The sequence below is a fragment of the Bradyrhizobium sp. 192 genome, assembly GCF_023100965.1.
Taxonomy (GTDB): Bacteria; Pseudomonadota; Alphaproteobacteria; order Rhizobiales; family Xanthobacteraceae; genus Bradyrhizobium; species Bradyrhizobium symbiodeficiens.
Genome location: NZ_CP064690.1, coordinates 6279215 through 6294858 on the forward strand (window position 1 = coordinate 6279215; position 15644 = coordinate 6294858).

General features: G+C 64.5%; 15 protein-coding genes. 6 read left to right on the forward strand and 9 right to left on the reverse strand.

Features of this window, described 5'->3' with window-relative positions; all coding sequences use genetic code 11:
* Positions 1-8: 8 nt before the first annotated feature.
* The 3 genes from IVB24_RS29395 to IVB24_RS29400 form a co-directional block, all read right to left on the reverse strand.
* A complete protein-coding gene (locus tag IVB24_RS29395; RefSeq protein ID WP_094972580.1) occupies positions 9-737 on the reverse strand; it encodes a Crp/Fnr family transcriptional regulator in 729 nt (242 codons plus the stop codon).
* Positions 738-1005: 268 nt separating this feature from the next.
* A complete protein-coding gene (locus IVB24_RS40090) occupies positions 1006-1134 on the reverse strand; it encodes a hypothetical protein (RefSeq protein WP_256471810.1) in 129 nt (42 codons plus the stop codon).
* An 87-nt stretch (positions 1135-1221) separates the two neighbouring features.
* Positions 1222-1935: a helix-turn-helix domain-containing protein gene (locus tag IVB24_RS29400; protein ID WP_094972581.1), complete on the reverse strand. Its 714-nt coding sequence runs from the start codon at positions 1933-1935 to the stop codon at positions 1222-1224.
* A 154-nt stretch (positions 1936-2089) separates the two neighbouring features.
* Here IVB24_RS29400 and IVB24_RS29405 point away from each other — a divergent pair, with 154 nt between their 5' ends.
* Positions 2090-2407, forward strand: coding sequence for a cytochrome c (locus IVB24_RS29405; protein WP_166475700.1), 318 nt, complete (start codon positions 2090-2092; stop codon positions 2405-2407).
* 6 nt (positions 2408-2413) lie between these two features.
* Here the strand turns inward: IVB24_RS29405 and IVB24_RS29410 are convergent, their stop codons facing one another.
* Genes IVB24_RS29410 through IVB24_RS29420 form a run of 3 tightly spaced genes read right to left on the reverse strand, consistent with a single transcriptional unit; the run spans position 2414 to position 5427 of the window.
* Positions 2414-3517 carry an MlaD family protein gene (locus tag IVB24_RS29410; protein ID WP_094972583.1) on the reverse strand — a complete coding sequence of 368 codons (1104 nt, stop codon included), beginning with the start codon at positions 3515-3517 and terminating at the stop codon, positions 2414-2416.
* Positions 3518-3520: 3 nt separating this feature from the next.
* Positions 3521-4288 carry an ABC transporter ATP-binding protein gene (locus IVB24_RS29415; protein ID WP_162308658.1) on the reverse strand — a complete coding sequence of 256 codons (768 nt, stop codon included), beginning with the start codon at positions 4286-4288 and terminating at the stop codon, positions 3521-3523.
* 2 nt (positions 4289-4290) lie between these two features.
* Positions 4291-5427, reverse strand: a complete 1137-nt coding sequence (locus IVB24_RS29420; protein WP_247770004.1) for an ABC transporter permease — start codon at positions 5425-5427, stop codon at positions 4291-4293.
* A 175-nt stretch (positions 5428-5602) separates the two neighbouring features.
* On the opposite strand from IVB24_RS29420, the gene IVB24_RS29425 reads away from it, so the two are divergent.
* The gene (locus IVB24_RS29425) at positions 5603-5878 is read left to right on the forward strand and encodes a hypothetical protein (protein ID WP_094891398.1); all 276 of its coding nucleotides are present in this window, start codon (positions 5603-5605) and stop codon (positions 5876-5878) included.
* Entirely contained in the window at positions 5879-6364 is a 486-nt protein-coding gene (locus tag IVB24_RS29430; RefSeq protein WP_094972586.1) for a hypothetical protein, read from the forward strand. It begins immediately after the preceding gene.
* 12 nt (positions 6365-6376) lie between these two features.
* Here the strand turns inward: IVB24_RS29430 and IVB24_RS29435 are convergent, their stop codons facing one another.
* Together IVB24_RS29435 and IVB24_RS29440 are read right to left on the reverse strand one after the other, a co-directional pair.
* Positions 6377-9070, reverse strand: coding sequence for a bifunctional acetate--CoA ligase family protein/GNAT family N-acetyltransferase (locus tag IVB24_RS29435; RefSeq protein ID WP_247770007.1), 2694 nt, complete (start codon positions 9068-9070; stop codon positions 6377-6379).
* 66 nt (positions 9071-9136) lie between these two features.
* Positions 9137-9976: a universal stress protein gene (locus tag IVB24_RS29440; protein ID WP_140480595.1), complete on the reverse strand. Its 840-nt coding sequence runs from the start codon at positions 9974-9976 to the stop codon at positions 9137-9139.
* Positions 9977-10143: 167 nt separating this feature from the next.
* Here IVB24_RS29440 and IVB24_RS29445 point away from each other — a divergent pair, with 167 nt between their 5' ends.
* From IVB24_RS29445 to IVB24_RS29455, 3 genes are read left to right on the forward strand one after another with little or no spacing between them, the layout of a single operon-like run.
* Complete coding sequence (locus tag IVB24_RS29445; protein WP_247770008.1) at positions 10144-11127, forward strand: zinc-dependent alcohol dehydrogenase family protein; 984 nt, start codon at positions 10144-10146, stop codon at positions 11125-11127.
* 24 nt (positions 11128-11151) lie between these two features.
* Positions 11152-12675 (forward strand): bifunctional aminoglycoside phosphotransferase/ATP-binding protein, encoded by a 1524-nt coding sequence (locus tag IVB24_RS29450; protein WP_247770014.1) that lies wholly within the window; start codon positions 11152-11154, stop codon positions 12673-12675.
* Positions 12676-12700: 25 nt separating this feature from the next.
* Positions 12701-13672 carry a CHAD domain-containing protein gene (locus tag IVB24_RS29455; protein WP_247770016.1) on the forward strand — a complete coding sequence of 324 codons (972 nt, stop codon included), beginning with the start codon at positions 12701-12703 and terminating at the stop codon, positions 13670-13672.
* Here the strand turns inward: IVB24_RS29455 and IVB24_RS29460 are convergent.
* A complete protein-coding gene (locus IVB24_RS29460) occupies positions 13669-15522 on the reverse strand; it encodes an alpha/beta fold hydrolase (RefSeq protein WP_247770017.1) in 1854 nt (617 codons plus the stop codon). The genes IVB24_RS29455 and IVB24_RS29460 overlap by 4 nt on opposite strands.
* Positions 15523-15644 lie beyond the last annotated feature (122 nt).

Below are 15644 nucleotides of genomic sequence, written 5' to 3' on the forward strand. Positions count from 1 at the left end.
AGACGCCGTCACCCGCCGTCTAGGCCGCTCTCGGCGAGTTCGCGCAGCGCGTCGGTATCGAGCACGACGATGGCGCCGTGTTCGAGGCGAACCCAGTTGCGGCCGGCCCAGGCGCGCAATTGCTTGTTGATGCTCTCGCGCGTCATCCCCACCATCTCGCTGATCTCCTGCTGCGTGATGGCGAGCGTGCCGCTGCCGGAGTCGAACTTGCGCTCCTCGGTGAGGCCGAGCAGTGCGCTCGCCAGCCGGCCCGGCAGATTCTGGAGGATGACCTGCTCGACCTGCTGGCTGGTCCAGCGCAGACGCGCGCAGAGCAGCTCGATGAATTTCATCGCCAGCGCCGGCTGGCTCTTCACGAACGGCAGGAAGTCCCGGCGATCGATGATGTAGAGTTCGCAATTGGTGTTGGCGGTCGCATCGGCCGACCGGGGAGCGCCGTCGAGCACCGCGATCTCGCCGAAGATCTCGCCGGGACCGATCAGGTTGAGAATCGCGTTCCGCCCATCGGGCGACGAGGAGGAAATCTTCACTGTCCCCGTGATCACCGCGAACAGGTTGTTGCCGGGATCGCCCTTGGCAGCGATCGTCGCGCCGCGCTTCACGGTGGTGTGCTTGGCGTAGCGGCAGAGCTGATCAAGCGCTTCCGGCTCCAGATCCGCGAAGATCGGGTGCTTGCGCAGGACCGATAGTTTGTTGCCCGCCGACTGTCGGGGATCGCCGGTCTTGTCCTGAGGCACGCCGCGGGGCTCCTAAGACTACGAGGCACTGGGGTTCCTGCGTAGTCAACGTTATCAGGCTTTTCAACCGGAAAGCACACACGCGATTTGTGGCAAATGCCGTGAAAACGACGCGGTCACGCTGAAATCTTGCATCCGAAGGATGCGTCGATGTGCTGGATCGATGCAGAGTTGCAGTCAACGCAAGCGCAATTGCGTTGAGGCGCTGGCCAACAACGAATGCGGCCGGACCAAGCGTTGGGCCAAACTGACCAGGGGCGCGGAAATTTCAGCGCTTGGAATCCGGATCGAGCCGGCGTGAGCTGGTTTGCCGGTCAGCCCAAGCCAAGGAAGCAGCAAATACGACGAAGATCGCGACGACGATAACAGTCACCAGCAGCGCGTCAGCAGGCATCATCCCCTCCCGGAAGTTTTGGGCATTATTTGCCGCAGCTGGCCGGCGTCATTGATCGAGATCAAAAACGTAAGGAGGCCGAACGAAATATCAGGCTGCGGCCATCGCCTCGGCACGGGCAGGATCCAGCAGGCTGATGCCGCCGTGAATGATCTCGATCACGCCCTGACGCTCCAGCTTGGTGAAGGTGCGGCTGACGGTTTCGATGGTCAGGCCGAGATAGTCGGCGATGTCCTGACGGCTCATCGGAAGCGGAACCGTGTCGGACAACCCCTTGAGCGTGACCAGCCGCTCGCGCCAGCCGAGCAGAAAGGTCGCAACCTTCTCGTCGGCCGAGCGGCGGCCGAGCAGGACCATGTGATCGCGGGCCTGGCTCAGTTCACGGATGGCCAGTTCGTTGATCCGCTTGAGCAATTGCGGCCGGTCTTCGATGAAACGGCCGAAGGGCGCTTTGGCGAACTGACACACGGTCACGACGCCGATCGCATCGGCCGAAAAATTGTGCCGACCGGAGATGTTCATCCCCAGGAAATCGCCGGGCAAGGCAAAACCGACGATCTGCCGCCGGCCATCGGGCAGCAGCTTGTACAGCCGCATGACGCCCTCGAGGACGTTGTAGAACGAGGTCGTGATGTCCTCCTCGGAGAAGACGGTCTCGCCGGAGTCGAAATGAACGCGGCGTCCGAGATGCTCGAATTCCCTGAGTTCGGCCGTATTCAGCGACGAACAAACCGCCGCTCCGCGTACGGCACAATCGCTGCAAAAATGCCCGTTCGGCTCAATCGTGACCACGGAAGGCTTCATCCACCGCTCCCAGCGTCGGCCAGCTCCGCCCCCCGGCCGAGTCCACCTCGCGGGTGCATTTTACTGCACTGCGCCAAAGCCAATTGACAGAGATCAAATTTGAGTGGCATCCCCGTCATATTCTGCTTCCAAAGTTCGACGGGATCACCTTTCCATGCTGCAAAGCGCCTTACGTCACGGCCTGATTGGGCTGCTTCTGATGACGCCTGCGCTGGCGGCTCCGACTGCCGAGCAGCGTGGCAAGGCCTTTGCGCGGGCCAATTGCGCAATTTGTCACGCGATCGACCGCGTCTCGCGTAGCCCGCGGGAGGGCGCGCCGCCGCTGCGCAATCTGCACCGGCGTTATCCGATCGAGACCCTTGGTGAGGCCCTGGCCGAAGGTATCTACACCGGCCACGCCGACATGCCGGCCTTCGAGCTCAGTCCGGACCAGATCCACGATCTTCTGTCCTACCTGAAGACGCTGGAATAAACGGCGTCACACCGCCTGCACGGTCCACCCGATCAGCTCCTTGGCGATGCGGGCAAAGGCCGCATCGAAGGCGGCGACCGCGGCGGCCGGCTCGACCTTGTCGAGCTTTTCGCTGCTCTCGACCAGTCGCGATGCCACCACCTTGCCGTTCTTGTCGACGATCCGCGCCGACAGTCCGATCTCGACCCGTGGCTCGCCCTCCGTGGCGATCCGGAAGCTGCGGATGTCGATCAGAAGCTGGTAATCCGCCTGACCGAGATCGCTCGTGCGCAGCGGAGCGTGGGCGATGTCGTAGTTTTCGAAGCTGTCGATCAGGCGCGCCTGCACCAATTTTGGAATGCTGTCGGCCCAGAGGAAGTCGGCAAAGCCCGGCCGGTCCCCGACCGGCGCGAACAGCATGCGCTGGGTCTGCAGCATTGCGACCGCGCTCGGCTCGGGAATGGCGAGTGACGCCGAGAGAGTCTTGCCGGCCGGCCCGAGGCTCTGCGGCGTGTGCAGGTCGTAGGTGATCTTCTGCGCGGGAGCGCCGCCGCCGGTCATTTTCTCCAGGCCCGCCAGAATGCCGTCGAGCTTGCCGGTGTTGCGCGCGAGACCGTCGGAGAACGTCTTGAAATTCGCGATGGTGTCCTTCAGCGGGCCGGAATTGTCCTGGAGCACCGTGTCGACCCGCCGCAACGCATCGCGCGCCGCCTGCGTCATGCTCTGGCCGGCGCCGGCCTCCGCGATCAAGGTCAAGGGCTCGCCGGTTTTGGCGACGATCACGCCGCCCTCCAACGTCACCACCGGCACGCCGGTCAGGCCCTGGAATTCAAGACCGACCTTGGTGTCGGAACGCACCGGCGTCGCGGTCGCAACCGAGATCGTCGCATTGACGAAACGCGGGTTATCAGGCGCGAGCCCGAGCTGGGTCACCTCGCCGACACGGATGCCGTTGAACAGCACGCCCGCGCCGACCAGCAGGCCTGGGACCGAACCCTGGAATTGCACATGATAGTTCGTGCGCGGCCCGATGCCGCCGGTGTTGTTCAACCAATAGACGAAGCCGAACACCGCGAGGATCGCGGCCAGCACGAAACTGCCGATCAGCACGTAGGGAGCGCGGGTTTCCATGTCTCATCTCATCTCGTGTTGCAGCATCTGCGAGCGCTTGCCGTGGAAATAGGCGCGCACCCAAGGATGCTCGGATTGCAGCAGTTCGCGCATCGGGCCGATCGCCACGATCTTGCCGTCGGCGAGTGCGGCAACGCGGTCGCAGACCGTGGTCAGGCTCGCAAGGTCGTGGGTCACCATGAACACCGTCAGCCCCAACGTCCTTTGCAGCGTCTTGATCAGCACGTCGAAATCGCCGGCGGCGATCGGATCCAGGCCGGAGGTCGGCTCGTCCAGGAACAGGATCGGCGGATCGAGCGCGAGCGCCCGCGCCAGGGCCACGCGCTTGGTCATGCCGCCGGACAGCTCCGCCGGGTATTTGTCGGCGTCCTGGGCGCGCAAGCCCACCATTTCGAGCTTGGCGATCGCAATCTCGTCCATCAGCTCCTGCGACAGTACGAGGTTTTCGCGCAACGGAAACTGGACGTTCTGGCGGACCGTCAGCGAGGAGAACAGCGCGCCCTGCTGGAATAAAATACCCCATGTCGTGGCGGCCCCGCGGCCGTGGCCACCGGTGGGCTGCCCCATGACTTCGATGGTCCCGCTTTGGCGCGGGATGAGGCCGATGATGGTGCGCATCAGCACCGACTTCCCGCCGCCGGACGCGCCCACCAACCCGAGGATCTCGCCGCGGCGAACATCGAGCGAGAGATGGTCAAGCACGGTCTGGCGGCCGAAGCCGACCACGAGGTCACGGACGCGGATCGCGAACTGGTCCTGCGATACGTCCATCGTCACATTCCGATCGAGGCAAAGAAGATCGCGAACAGGCCGTCGAGCACGATCACCAGGAAGATCGACTTCACCACCGACGTCGTAGTCTGCCGCCCGAGCGATTCCGCGCTACCCTTGACGCGCAGCCCCTCGCTGCAGGCCACGATCCCGATCACCAGCGCCATGAACGGCGCCTTCAGGATGCCCACCTCGAAATGGGTGACGGAGATGGCCTCGTGCAGCCGTGCGATGTAGATCGCCGGCCCCATGTCGCCGTAGAACTGCGCGACGAGACCGCCACCATAAAGCGCGGCAATCGATCCGATGAAGGTGAGGATCGGCAGCGCAATGACCAGGGCAGCAACGCGCGGCAGGATCAGGACGTCAACGGGATCGAGCCCCATGGTCGAGAGCGCGTCGATCTCCTCGCGCATCTTCATCGAGCCGAGTTCGGCGGTGTAGGCGCTTCCCGACCGGCCCGCGACCATAATGGCGACGATCAGCACGCCGAGCTCACGCAGCACCAGGATGCCGACCATGTCGACGGTGTAGGACTCTGCGCCGAATCTGCGGAAGTGGAAGAAGCCCTGCTGCGCGATGATGGCGCCGATCAGGAAAGTGATCAGCGCGACGATGGGGATCGCCTGCCACCCGATGCGATAGAGCTGATAGATCAGCGAGGTCAGCCGCAGCGAACGCGGCCGGCGCAGCGCGCCGATCACGGCCATGAACAATGCGCCGAGCATCTGCAGGAAGATCGTGATGTCTTCCCGCGCACCGGCCGTTGCCTTGCCGAGGTCGCCCAGCCTCGCCAGCACCGGATTGGGCGCGGCGACCGGGATCGGTGTGTGGCGATTGACCTGGCGCACCTCGTCGAGCAGCCCGCTGAAATGATCGGCGACGCCGACGAATTCGGCCGACCTGCCCGATGTTGCGGCCCTGCGCGACAGTTTTTCCAGGACCCAGGCACCGAGCGTGTCGAGCGCGCTGACGCCCGACATATCCAGGGTGACGACGCGCGAGCGATCGAGGTCCGCACCGACCGACCGGGACAATGTCTCGAGCGTGACCACGTTCGCGGCGGTCCAGGGCCCTTCGGGGCGCAAGTTCAGCGCGTCGCCGGACGGCGTCGCGAGCAACAGCGGTTCGTGGTTCACGCTTCCACCTCGTCGGGACAATCGGTCCCCATTCAGACGGCATTTCTAGGCCAGCATATGGCGGCCGGCTTGACCTGTCTCAAGACCCCGATCGCGACCGCAGCTTGAGGCAAATCAAGCACGATTGCACGGCCGGGCCCTAGGCTTGCTTCCATTCAACGGGGATATCAAGTCCATGTTCGACAGTGACAGGATGAGCGAAGAATTGCGAGCGCTGAAGGTCGATGTCACACGCTTGCTGAGCACCGCGGGCGAGGAGATGTTCGAGAGCTCGAAGGACCGCGCCGAGGCGCTCGCCGATCAGATCAGGGCCGCGCTGACCGAACTCGGCGAGACCGTGGACGAAGAGCAGGCGCAGCTTCAGGGCATCATTGCGGACCGTCCGATCACGTCGCTCGCCTCCGCCTTCGCGCTCGGCGTCGTTGTGGGCTTCATGCTGAGGAGACACTAGGTGAATACCGAGAATGTGGTCAAACATCTGCGCGCGTTGTGGCGCACCGACAGGATCATCGCGGACATCAGGCTGCGCCATCTGCTTGTCGGCCTCGGCTTGCGTGCCTTTGCGGCGTTGATCGCGGCGTTCGGGCTTCTGATGCTGGAGCTGTCTGCCTATTTCGCGCTGGTACAGATCTGGAGTGCGATTGCCGCGGCCGCCATCCTCGGCGCCGTCAATTTCGCCATCGCAGCCGCTCTCTTCGCGATCGCCGGCCGCGCTCCGTCAGGCCGCGACATCGAGCTTGCCAACGAAATCCACGACTCCTCCATCGAAGCTCTTCAGCTCGAGGCGCGCGCGTTCCAGGCCCAGGTATCGGGCGCGGTGCATCATCCGCTCAGCACGATCGTGCCGGTGCTGGTGCCGTTGATCGCGATCATCATCAGGAATCTGCGGACGTCGGCGGGTAAATCCGCCGCAACGCCGACCGAAGCCGAATCCTGAGGCGCGGAGCGCTCAGAGCTTCAGCTTCACGTCGCAGATGTCGGGTTCGGCCGGATCCGGCTTCACTTCAAAGCCGAGTTGCCGGCACATTTCGAGCATCACGGTGTTCTCCTTGAGAACGTCGCCCGAGATGACTTTTAGCCCCTCCGACTTGGCATAGTTGATGATGAGCTGCATGAGCGCCCAGCCGAGTCCCCTGCCCTTGAGATCGGACCGCAGCAGGATCGCGTATTCGCCGCTCTCGTAGATCGAATCCGAGTGGAGCCGGACCACACCGACCATTTCGCCGGTGGCCTCGTCGAAGGCGATGAAGGCCATCGCCCGCGCATAGTCGAGCTGGGTCAGGCGCGCGATGAACTCGTGGGTAAACTCCTTCATCGGCGCGAAGAAGCGCAGGCGAAGGTCGTGCGGGGTGACGTGACGCAGGAATTCGTGGATGGTCGGCTCGTCCTCGGGGCGCATCGGGCGAACGAAGATGCGCCAGTCGTCCTTGAGCTTGATGCGGCGCTCCCATTGTGACGGATAGGCGCGAACGGCGAAATTGGCCGGGCCCGAGCCCACGAACTTCCGTTGCGGCGGCCCGACCGCGACCCGGGCATCGACCGCGGTCACGCCGGTCTCGTCCGCCAGCAGCGGATTGATGTCGAATTCGCGGATCTCGGGAATATCGGCCGCCATCTGCGCCAGCTTGACCAATACCATGGCGACGGCGTCTTGCTTGACCGCCGGCACGTCACGATAAGCCTTCAGCAGCCGCGACACGCGCGTGCGGTCGATCAGGTCGCGAGCGAGCTGCAAATCCAGCGGCGGCAGCGCCAGCGCCTTGTCGTTGATGATCTCCACCGCCGTGCCGCCCCGGCCGAACACGACGACGGTGCCGAAAGTGGGATCGTCGGCGAGGCCCAGGATCAGCTCGCGCGCTTTTGCCTTGACGACCATCGCCTGGACGATGACCCCGCCGATACGCGCCTCCGGACGCAGCTTCTTCGCCCGCGCGAGAATGTTCGCCGCAGCCCCTCGCACGGCTTCCGGCGTGGTCAGGTTGAGAACGACGCCACCGACATCGGATTTGTGAGTGATGTCCCGCGACATGATCTTCAGCACGACGGTGCCACCCTGTGCGAAGATCTCCTTTGCATAGCCTACCGCCTGTTCGACGTCGGTTGCCGCATAGGTCGGCACCATCGCGATGTCGTAGGCTTCGAGCAGGTTTTTGATCTCGACAGGCTCGAGCCACTCACGACCGTCCGCGATCGCGGCGGTGATGATCTGCCTCGCACCCCGGGCATCCGGAACGAACGTGTCGGGCATCGCAGGAGGAACCTGGCTCAGCTCCTCCACCACTTCGCGGTGCCGGACCAGATGCATGAAGCCACGCACGGCATCGTCCTCGGTCGGATAGTTCGGTACACCGGCGCTGGAAAGGGCCTGAATGATGCCCTGATCGGCTCCGACCCAGGCCGCCAATACGGGCTTGGCCCAGCTGCGGTGCTCCTTCCGATACTTGCCGACGAGCTCCGTCACGGTCGTGGCAATCTCGGCGGCCGAGGCGATCGCCGTTTGCACGTTGAGGACCAGGACCGCGTCATTGTCGCGGTCGGCCAGCAGCACCTCCAGCGCCGCCGCATAGCGCGAGGCGTCGGCATCGCCCACGATGTCGACGGGATTTGCACCGGACCAGGTCGGCGGCAGAACCGCATCGAGCTTCTCGCGCGCCTCGGCCGAGATGGTTGCCGGAATTCCGCCGAGTTCGACCAATCGATCGACGGCGAGCACGCCGATGCCGCCACCGTTGGTCAGAATGGCGAGACGCTTTCCCGCCGGCGATTCGACGCGGCCAAGTGTCTCGGCACAATCGAACAGCTCACGCAGGTCGGAGACCCGCAGCACACCCGCGCGGCGGAACGCCGCGTCATAGACCGCGTCGGCGCCGGCGAGCGCGCCGGTATGCGTGGCGGCCGCCTTTGCGCCCTGCGCCATGCGGCCGGACTTCACCACGACGACAGGCTTCACGCGCGCGGCGGCACGCGCCGCCGACATGAACTTGCGCGCGTCCTTGATGGATTCGATGTAGAGCAGGATCGCGCGGGTCTTGTGATCCATCGCGAAATAGTCGAGCAGATCGGCGATATCGACGTCGATCTGATCGCCGATCGAGACGATCCCGGAAAAGCCGACGCCGCGCGGCGCCGCCCAGTCGACCATGCCGGCAGCGATCGCGCCCGATTGCGAGATCAGCGCGAGGCTGCCCGCCTCCGGCATGTGCGCGGCAAAGCTGGCATTCAGGTTGACCCCGGGCATCATGATGCCGAGGCAGTTCGGCCCGATCAGCCGCATGCCGTATTTGCGGGCGGCTGCGATTGCAGTCTCGTGCAGAGATCCCGGTCCGTGGCCGAGCCCGGCCGAAACGATCAGCGCGCCCGCCGATCCACGACGCCCAGCCTGGTCGATGATGTCAGGAATCTCGCGCGCCGGCGCGGTGATGACCACGAGCTCGGGCACGAAGTCCAAGCCGTCCAGGCTTTTCACCGCGGCGACGCCGCCGATTTCGGCATGGCGTGGATTGACGAGGCCGAACTGCCCCTTGAACCCGGCCTTGTGAATGTTCTCCAGAACGGCGCGTCCGACGGAGACCGGACGGGCGCTCGCGCCGACGAGTGCAACTGAACGCGGCGCCAGCAGATGGTTGAGACGATAAGTGGACATGAAAGCAAATGCGCCGGGTCAGCGGCGGTTCCGATGGTTGACGATGAGGCCGGGAAGATGGCGAGCCTAGTGCGAGATCATAACCCAGCACGGTGGCTGGCCAATGACGGTCTTTGTCACACCGCCCCACACGATCTCGTTCAGGCGTGAATGATGGTAGGCGCCCATCACGATCGCATCCATGCCATGGGAATTCGCCCAACTTCCCAGGACCTTGCCGATCGAACTGCCGTTGCCGGTCACCGCTTCGGAGGAGGCATAGACCCCGTGTTCTCTCAGATGGTCGACGAGAGCCGAGCCGGATTGAACGACCGCGTCAGCCTTGTCCTCTGCCACCGTCACCACGCGGACCGAGGTGGCAGCCTGAAGAATCGGCATCGCGTCGCCGACCGCACGCGCCGCGCGGGCAGAATGATCCCAAGCGATCATGACGTTCTCGAATTCCGGCCGCAACTGCTCCGCATGCTGCTCCGGGCAGAGCAGCAGCGGCCGCCCGGATTCGAACAGGAAGGTTTCGATGATGTGCTCCGTTCGGCTGTCGTGCGGCTTCACGGGGAACAGCGTGAGATCGCTGAAACGGGCATGCTCGGCCAGGATCGCCGCGATCTGGTCCGCCGGCACCTTGCCCGTTCGGCTCTGGGCGCGGATGTTGGCGCGCGAAGCCGCATTGGTGAAGGCATTGAGGAGCTGCTGGGTGTCGTTCACCTCACTGGAACTGCCGGCCTCCGTGGAATCGCCGTCATAGGGCAGCATCACCTTCGGCCGTTCGAAAACGTCTTGCTCGAGCGCGAGCGCCGTGATCCTGGCGCCGAGATCGGCGGCGACGGCCACACATTTCTCGATCGCAACCAAGGCTGGTCCGCGCGGCTGGCCGACAAGCGGCAAAAAGACATCCTTGATGGGCATCGGGATTCTCCTCGGTCGCCACAATAAGCCGGCTTTCGTCGAGACCCTTGATCCTCGTCAAGCCAAGGGAACTCGGTCCGATCGGGATGGAAACGGGCGTTGACCGACGTCAAGGATTGGCCGTCCAGCTATTCTATGAATAATAAGCGTTCGCCCCGGAGAGACTGATGCGCGCGATGGTGTTGCCGGCCCCGCGAACGCGGCTCCAGATGGAGGAGCGGCCTGACCCGATACCCGGCGAGGGTCAGCTCCGGGTGAAGGTCAGCGCATGCGGCGTATGCCGGACCGATCTTCATCTCGTCGATGCCGAGCTGCCCGATATTCGCTATCCGATCGTGCCCGGCCACGAGATCGTCGGTCGGGTCGATCTCGTGGGTCCGAATGTCACCACGCATGCGCCCGGTGATCGCGTCGGCGTTCCCTGGCTCGGTTTCACTTGCGGGCATTGTCGCTTCTGCCGTGAGGGTATGGAAAACCTGTGTGACGCACCGCTGTTCACCGGCTACACGCGCGACGGCGGCTACGCGACCCACACCATCGCCGACGCACGCTATGCCTTTCCCCTCGGTGAGGAGGGCGACGACGTGGAGATTGCTCCTCTGCTGTGTGCAGGGCTGATCGGCTGGCGCTCGCTAGTCCTGGCCGGCCCTGCCGAACGGCTCGGCCTTTATGGTTTCGGCGCAGCTGGCCACATCGTTGCGCAAGTCGCGGTTTGGCAAGGGCGATCTGTTTACGCATTCACGCGACGCGGCGACGCTGCTGCCCAAGACCTTGCCCGTCGCCTCGGCGCCGTCTGGGCGGGAGCATCGGACGAGGTGCCCGACGAACCGCTCGACGCGGCCATCATCTACGCACCGGCAGGCGAGCTTGTCCCGGCCGCGCTGCGCGCCGTCCGCAAAGGCGGCCGCGTCGTATGCGCCGGCATCCACATGACCGACATTCCAAGCTTTCCATATGATCTGCTCTGGCAGGAACGGCAGTTGCTCTCGGTCGCCAATCTGACCCGGCAGGATGGCCTCGATTTTCTCAGGATCGCTCCGCAAGCCGGCGTGCGCGCCGAGACGACGGCATTTCCGCTTCATCGGGCCAACGAGGTCCTGAACATGCTGCGAGCCGGCCAGATTCTCGGCGCGGCCGTGCTGACGCCCTGATGGTGCATTCGAATGTCCGTTCCCATGAAAGATGAAATGGCGACCCAGGAGCGGATCTTCCGGACGCTGGCCCGTCATCCCGACGTGACGCGGATCGACACGCATGGAGCCTCGGTCTTTCTCGACGGCAAGCGCGCGTTGAAGATCAAGCGCGCCGTCCGGTTTCCCTTCCTCGATTATTCGACGCTCGAGAAACGCAAGAGGGCGTGCGAGGAGGAGATCAGGATCAACCGGCCGCTGGCGCCGCAGATCTATCATCGCGTCGTGGCGATCACGGAAGAACCGGATGGCTCGGTGGAGGTCGACGGTCCCGGCCGGCCGATCGAGTATGCGGTGGACATGTCGCGCTTCGACGAAAACATGACGCTGGATCACCTGGCAAAGGCGGGCCCGCTGGATGCGAAGCTCGCTTCGGCTGCCGCGGACGCGATTGCGGCCTCCCACGGCGCAGCGACACGCGCCGACGGCGAAGCGTGGGTCGCCTCCATCCCCGCCCTGATCGACGGCAACAGTCACGGTCTGCGGGCCGGCGGCCATTTCAATGCGGGAGACATCGAAAAGCTCGGCAAAGCCTCCCACGAGGCATTCTTGCGCCTCCGTCCCCTGCTCGCAGAGCGCAGCGGTCAGGGCTTCGTGCGCCGCTGCCATGGCGATCTGCATCTCGCGAACATCGTCCTGATCGACGACCGGCCGGTGCTGTTCGACGCCATCGAATTCGATGCGCAGATGGCGACCGTCGACGTGCTCTACGATCTCGCATTCACGCTGATGGACCTGTTGCACCACGATCAGCCAGGTGCGGCCAACATCGTCCTGAACCGCTATCTCGCCGGGACGCCGGCCGACAATCTCGATGCGCTCTCGGCCCTGCCGCTTTTCATGTCCATCCGCGCAGCGATCCGCGCCCAGGTGGCCCTGGCGCGGCTGAAGCCGGCGCATCCCGATGACCCCGGCATCCTTGGCGAGGCAAGACGTTATTTTGAGCTCGCGAGGACGCTGATCCATCCTGCCGCACCGCGCCTGATTGCGGTCGGCGGCCTGTCGGGCACCGGCAAGACGGTTCTGGCACAAGCGCTCGCACCCGTCGTCGCACCGCCCCCGGGGGCCGTCGTGCTGCGCAGCGACCTCGTTCGCAAGCAGATGTTCGGGGTCGAGGACACGCACCGCCTGCCGACGTCCGCCTACACGCCGGAGCAAGCGGCGCGTGTCTACGATACGCTGGCTCAGCACACCCGGCGGGTGCTGGCGCAGGGCCATTCGGCGATCATCGACGGCGTATTCGCCCGCGAGGACGAACGGGACGCGATCGCCGTACTGGCGCGGGAGCGCAATGTGCCGCTGAACGGCCTGTTTCTGGTTGCGGACCTCGCGACCCGGCAGATGCGGATCGGAAGCCGCCGGGGAGACGCATCCGACGCCACGCAGGAGGTTGCTGCGCAGCAAGAGCACTATACTATCGGCCGCGTCGGCTGGGCGACCATCGATGCATCCGGGACTCGAGAGCAGACGCTCGAGAACTGCCGGGACGCGATCGCTGAAAGCAAATAAGGCAACCGGATTGGCGCGAGCAAAGATGGCGCGACCCACCACGACCCCGACGGCCGCTCGCACCACGCCGGCGGCGCGGCGCAATGCCTTGCCCGGCCGCCTCAGCCCCGGAATGGCCTGCGATACCGCGTTCCGCATCATCGCGCGCCGCCACCTCGATGCCGTGCTCGCTCAGCATGACGGCACCTGCGGCGGCGATCCCGACGCGCTGCACCAGATCCGGATCGCGTTGACGCATCTGCGAACCGCCATCCGCTTCTTCTCGCCGATGGTCGACGACGCCCTGCGCCCGAAGGTCTGGGCCGAACTGAAATGGCTGAACGGCCAGCTCGGCATGGTCAGGGATCTCGACGTGGCAATCGAACGGATCGTCGCCGAGAGCGGCGACGAGCTCGCGGTCGTCGCCGAGCTTCAGCATTGGGACGAAAAGCGCTCCGAGAGCCACCGCCTGCTGGCTCGTGCGCTGCAATCCCCGCGGTATCGCCGCCTTGTCGAGCAGACCGCGATCTGGATCGAGAGCGGCCCCTGGTCGACCCGGCGCAGCAAGGAAGCCATTCGATTGCGCCGCTGCACGCTCGCCGACCACGCGACGGCACGGCTGACCGAGTGGGAGACGACGCTGCTCAAGAAGGCGCGAAAACTCCACAAGCTCGACGTCGAGAAACGACATAAGCTGCGGATTCTCAACAAGCGGCTGACCTATTCGATCGAGTCGCTCCAGGACCTGTTCGCCGAGGAATCGCTGACGAAACAGAAATCCATCCTCAAGAAATTGCGCAAGGCGCAACGGTCGCTCGGACAATTGAACGACGATGCACGGGGACGAGCGCTGGCGGCCTCGTTGAATGGCGCCGGCCACGATGCCGGCAATCGCTTCCGCAGCCGCAAGCGGGAGAAAAAGCTGTTGCGTAAAGCGGCAACGGCCTACCGCAAACTGAACAAGGCCAAGCCCTTCCGCTCCTCGGACCTCGCACCGAGTTCGGAGCCGGAGGCTTAGGTGTGGACGTAGTCCCCCGGCGCATCAGGCAGGTCGGCAGCGTCTCCAAGTCCGATCGACGGCGGATCGCAGGGCGCACCGGAGCGCACTGCCAGCCATTTGGCCCATTCCGGCCACCACGACCCTTCGACGCGCGGAGCCAGCTTCAGCCATTCATCCGCACCGACATAGGGCGCGTCCTCGGCCTTGCTCAGCACCTGATAGCTATGGCCGGGCTCGTCGGGAGGCGCGACGACGCCGGCATTGTGACCGCCGCTGGTCAACAGGAACGTCACGTCGGCATCGACCTGATAGTGGATCTTGTAGACGGATCGCCATGGCGCGACGTGATCGGCCAGCGTGCCGACCACGAACATCGGGGCATGAATATCGGATAGCGAAACGCTCCGGCCGCCGACCTGATAGCGCCCCCCGGCCAGATCGTTGTCGAGGAACAGCTTCCGCAGATATTCCGAATGCATGCGATAAGGCAGCCGCGTGGCATCGGCATTCCAGGCCATGAGATCGTTCAGTGGCGCGCCCTCGCCCATGAGATAGTCGTGTGACAGCCGCGACCAGATCAGCTCGTTGGAGCGCAGCAGCTGGAAGGCGCCGGCCATCTGCGTCGTGTCGAGATAGCCACGCTGCCACATCATGTCTTCGAGAAAGGCGACCTGGCTCTCGTTGATGAAAAGCGTCAGCTCTCCGGCCTCGGTGAAGTCAGTCTGGGCGGCAAGGAGAGTAACGGTGCCAAAGCGGTTGTCACCGTCGCGCTCCATCGCAGCGGCTGCGATCGACAGCAATGTGCCTCCCAGACAATAGCCGAGCGCGTGGGTCTTCCGCCCCGGCACGATCAGACCGATCATGTCGAGCGCCGCCATGACCCCCAGCCTGCGATAGTCGTCGAAGGCGAGATCGCGATCCCTCTCATCCGGGTTGCGCCAGGAGATCGCGAACACGGTGAAGCCTTGACCGGTCAGATATTTGACCAGCGAGTTCTGTGGCGAGAGATCGAGGATGTAGTACTTCATGATCCAGGCCGGCACGATCAGGATCGGCTCGGGCCGCACCTGCGCGGTGGTCGGATGGTACTGTATCAGCTCGATCAGCTCGTTGCGGTAGACGACCTTGCCGGGCGATGCCGCCACCGTCTTGCCGACCACGAACTGCCCGTCGTCCGCCAGCTTCGAGCCGGAGAGCAGGCGCATCAGGTCGCTGCACCAGTTTTTCCAGCCGAAGACAAAATTCTCTCCGCCACTCTGGAACGCCTTCTCCAGCACCTTCGGATTGGTCGCCGCGAAATTCGAAGGCGCCAGCATGTCGAGCGTCTGGCGCATCGAGAACTCGACGATGGCTTCGTTTGCGTGCGAAACCCCGCGCACGCCAGTCGCGGCATCGCGCCACCAGCTCTCTGTGAGCAGAAATGCCTGCGCCAGCAGATTGAACGGCGCGGTCTCCCATTGTGGTCCGCTGAAACGGCGATCCCGCCCCTGCGGCTGAATCACGGACCACGGCTTTTGGCCCGGTGACGTCGCGTGCACAGCGGCTTCCGCCAGCCTGCCGGTGTCGCGCAGGACGTTACGCGACATTTCCATCTGGCGCTGCGGCGCCGCAGCGAGGTGCGAACTCCAGTCGAGCCAGGCCAGCGACAAGGCCAGTGGCGAAATCCCGCCCGTGAACCGCGCCAGCATCGCGTGAAACGCGCGGTCGAAAGGATATGGATCGGATGTTGGCAGAGGATCGGCGGCAGCCGGCACCCCAGCAGGCCCTTCGGAGCTCACGGTCGAGACCGCGCGACCCGCCACAGGATTGACGGGGAGGGTCTGCGCCGCCGGCTCTTCAGTCCGGGGAATTATCTGGACGACGCTCATGGCTCAATCTTCCTGTCGGCTGTTCTAGTTCGACAGGATATGGCCAAGCTTCGCATCGGGGTTGAGCTGCATCAAATCCGGCCGCAGATCACGTTTGCGGAATCGGGATGGGCGGGCTTCGT

What these genes read in the sequence shown, in the direction of transcription:
- IVB24_RS29440 (WP_140480595.1), bottom strand. Translation starts at nt 9,976, where the DNA reads ATGCCCATCAAGGATGTCTTTTTGCCGCTTGTCGGCCAGCCGCGCGGA.
- IVB24_RS29415 (WP_162308658.1), bottom strand. Translation starts at nt 4,288, where the DNA reads ATGGACGTATCGCAGGACCAGTTCGCGATCCGCGTCCGTGACCTCGTG.
- IVB24_RS29425 (WP_094891398.1), top strand. Translation starts at nt 5,603, where the DNA reads ATGTTCGACAGTGACAGGATGAGCGAAGAATTGCGAGCGCTGAAGGTC.
- IVB24_RS29400 (WP_094972581.1), bottom strand. Translation starts at nt 1,935, where the DNA reads ATGAAGCCTTCCGTGGTCACGATTGAGCCGAACGGGCATTTTTGCAGC.
- IVB24_RS29410 (WP_094972583.1), bottom strand. Translation starts at nt 3,517, where the DNA reads ATGGAAACCCGCGCTCCCTACGTGCTGATCGGCAGTTTCGTGCTGGCC.
- IVB24_RS29435 (WP_247770007.1), bottom strand. Translation starts at nt 9,070, where the DNA reads ATGTCCACTTATCGTCTCAACCATCTGCTGGCGCCGCGTTCAGTTGCA.
- IVB24_RS29460 (WP_247770017.1), bottom strand. Translation starts at nt 15,522, where the DNA reads ATGAGCGTCGTCCAGATAATTCCCCGGACTGAAGAGCCGGCGGCGCAG.
- IVB24_RS29445 (WP_247770008.1), top strand. Translation starts at nt 10,144, where the DNA reads ATGCGCGCGATGGTGTTGCCGGCCCCGCGAACGCGGCTCCAGATGGAG.
- IVB24_RS29405 (WP_166475700.1), top strand. Translation starts at nt 2,090, where the DNA reads ATGCTGCAAAGCGCCTTACGTCACGGCCTGATTGGGCTGCTTCTGATG.
- IVB24_RS40090 (WP_256471810.1), bottom strand. Translation starts at nt 1,134, where the DNA reads ATGATGCCTGCTGACGCGCTGCTGGTGACTGTTATCGTCGTCGCGATC.
- IVB24_RS29450 (WP_247770014.1), top strand. Translation starts at nt 11,152, where the DNA reads ATGAAAGATGAAATGGCGACCCAGGAGCGGATCTTCCGGACGCTGGCC.
- IVB24_RS29455 (WP_247770016.1), top strand. Translation starts at nt 12,701, where the DNA reads ATGGCGCGACCCACCACGACCCCGACGGCCGCTCGCACCACGCCGGCG.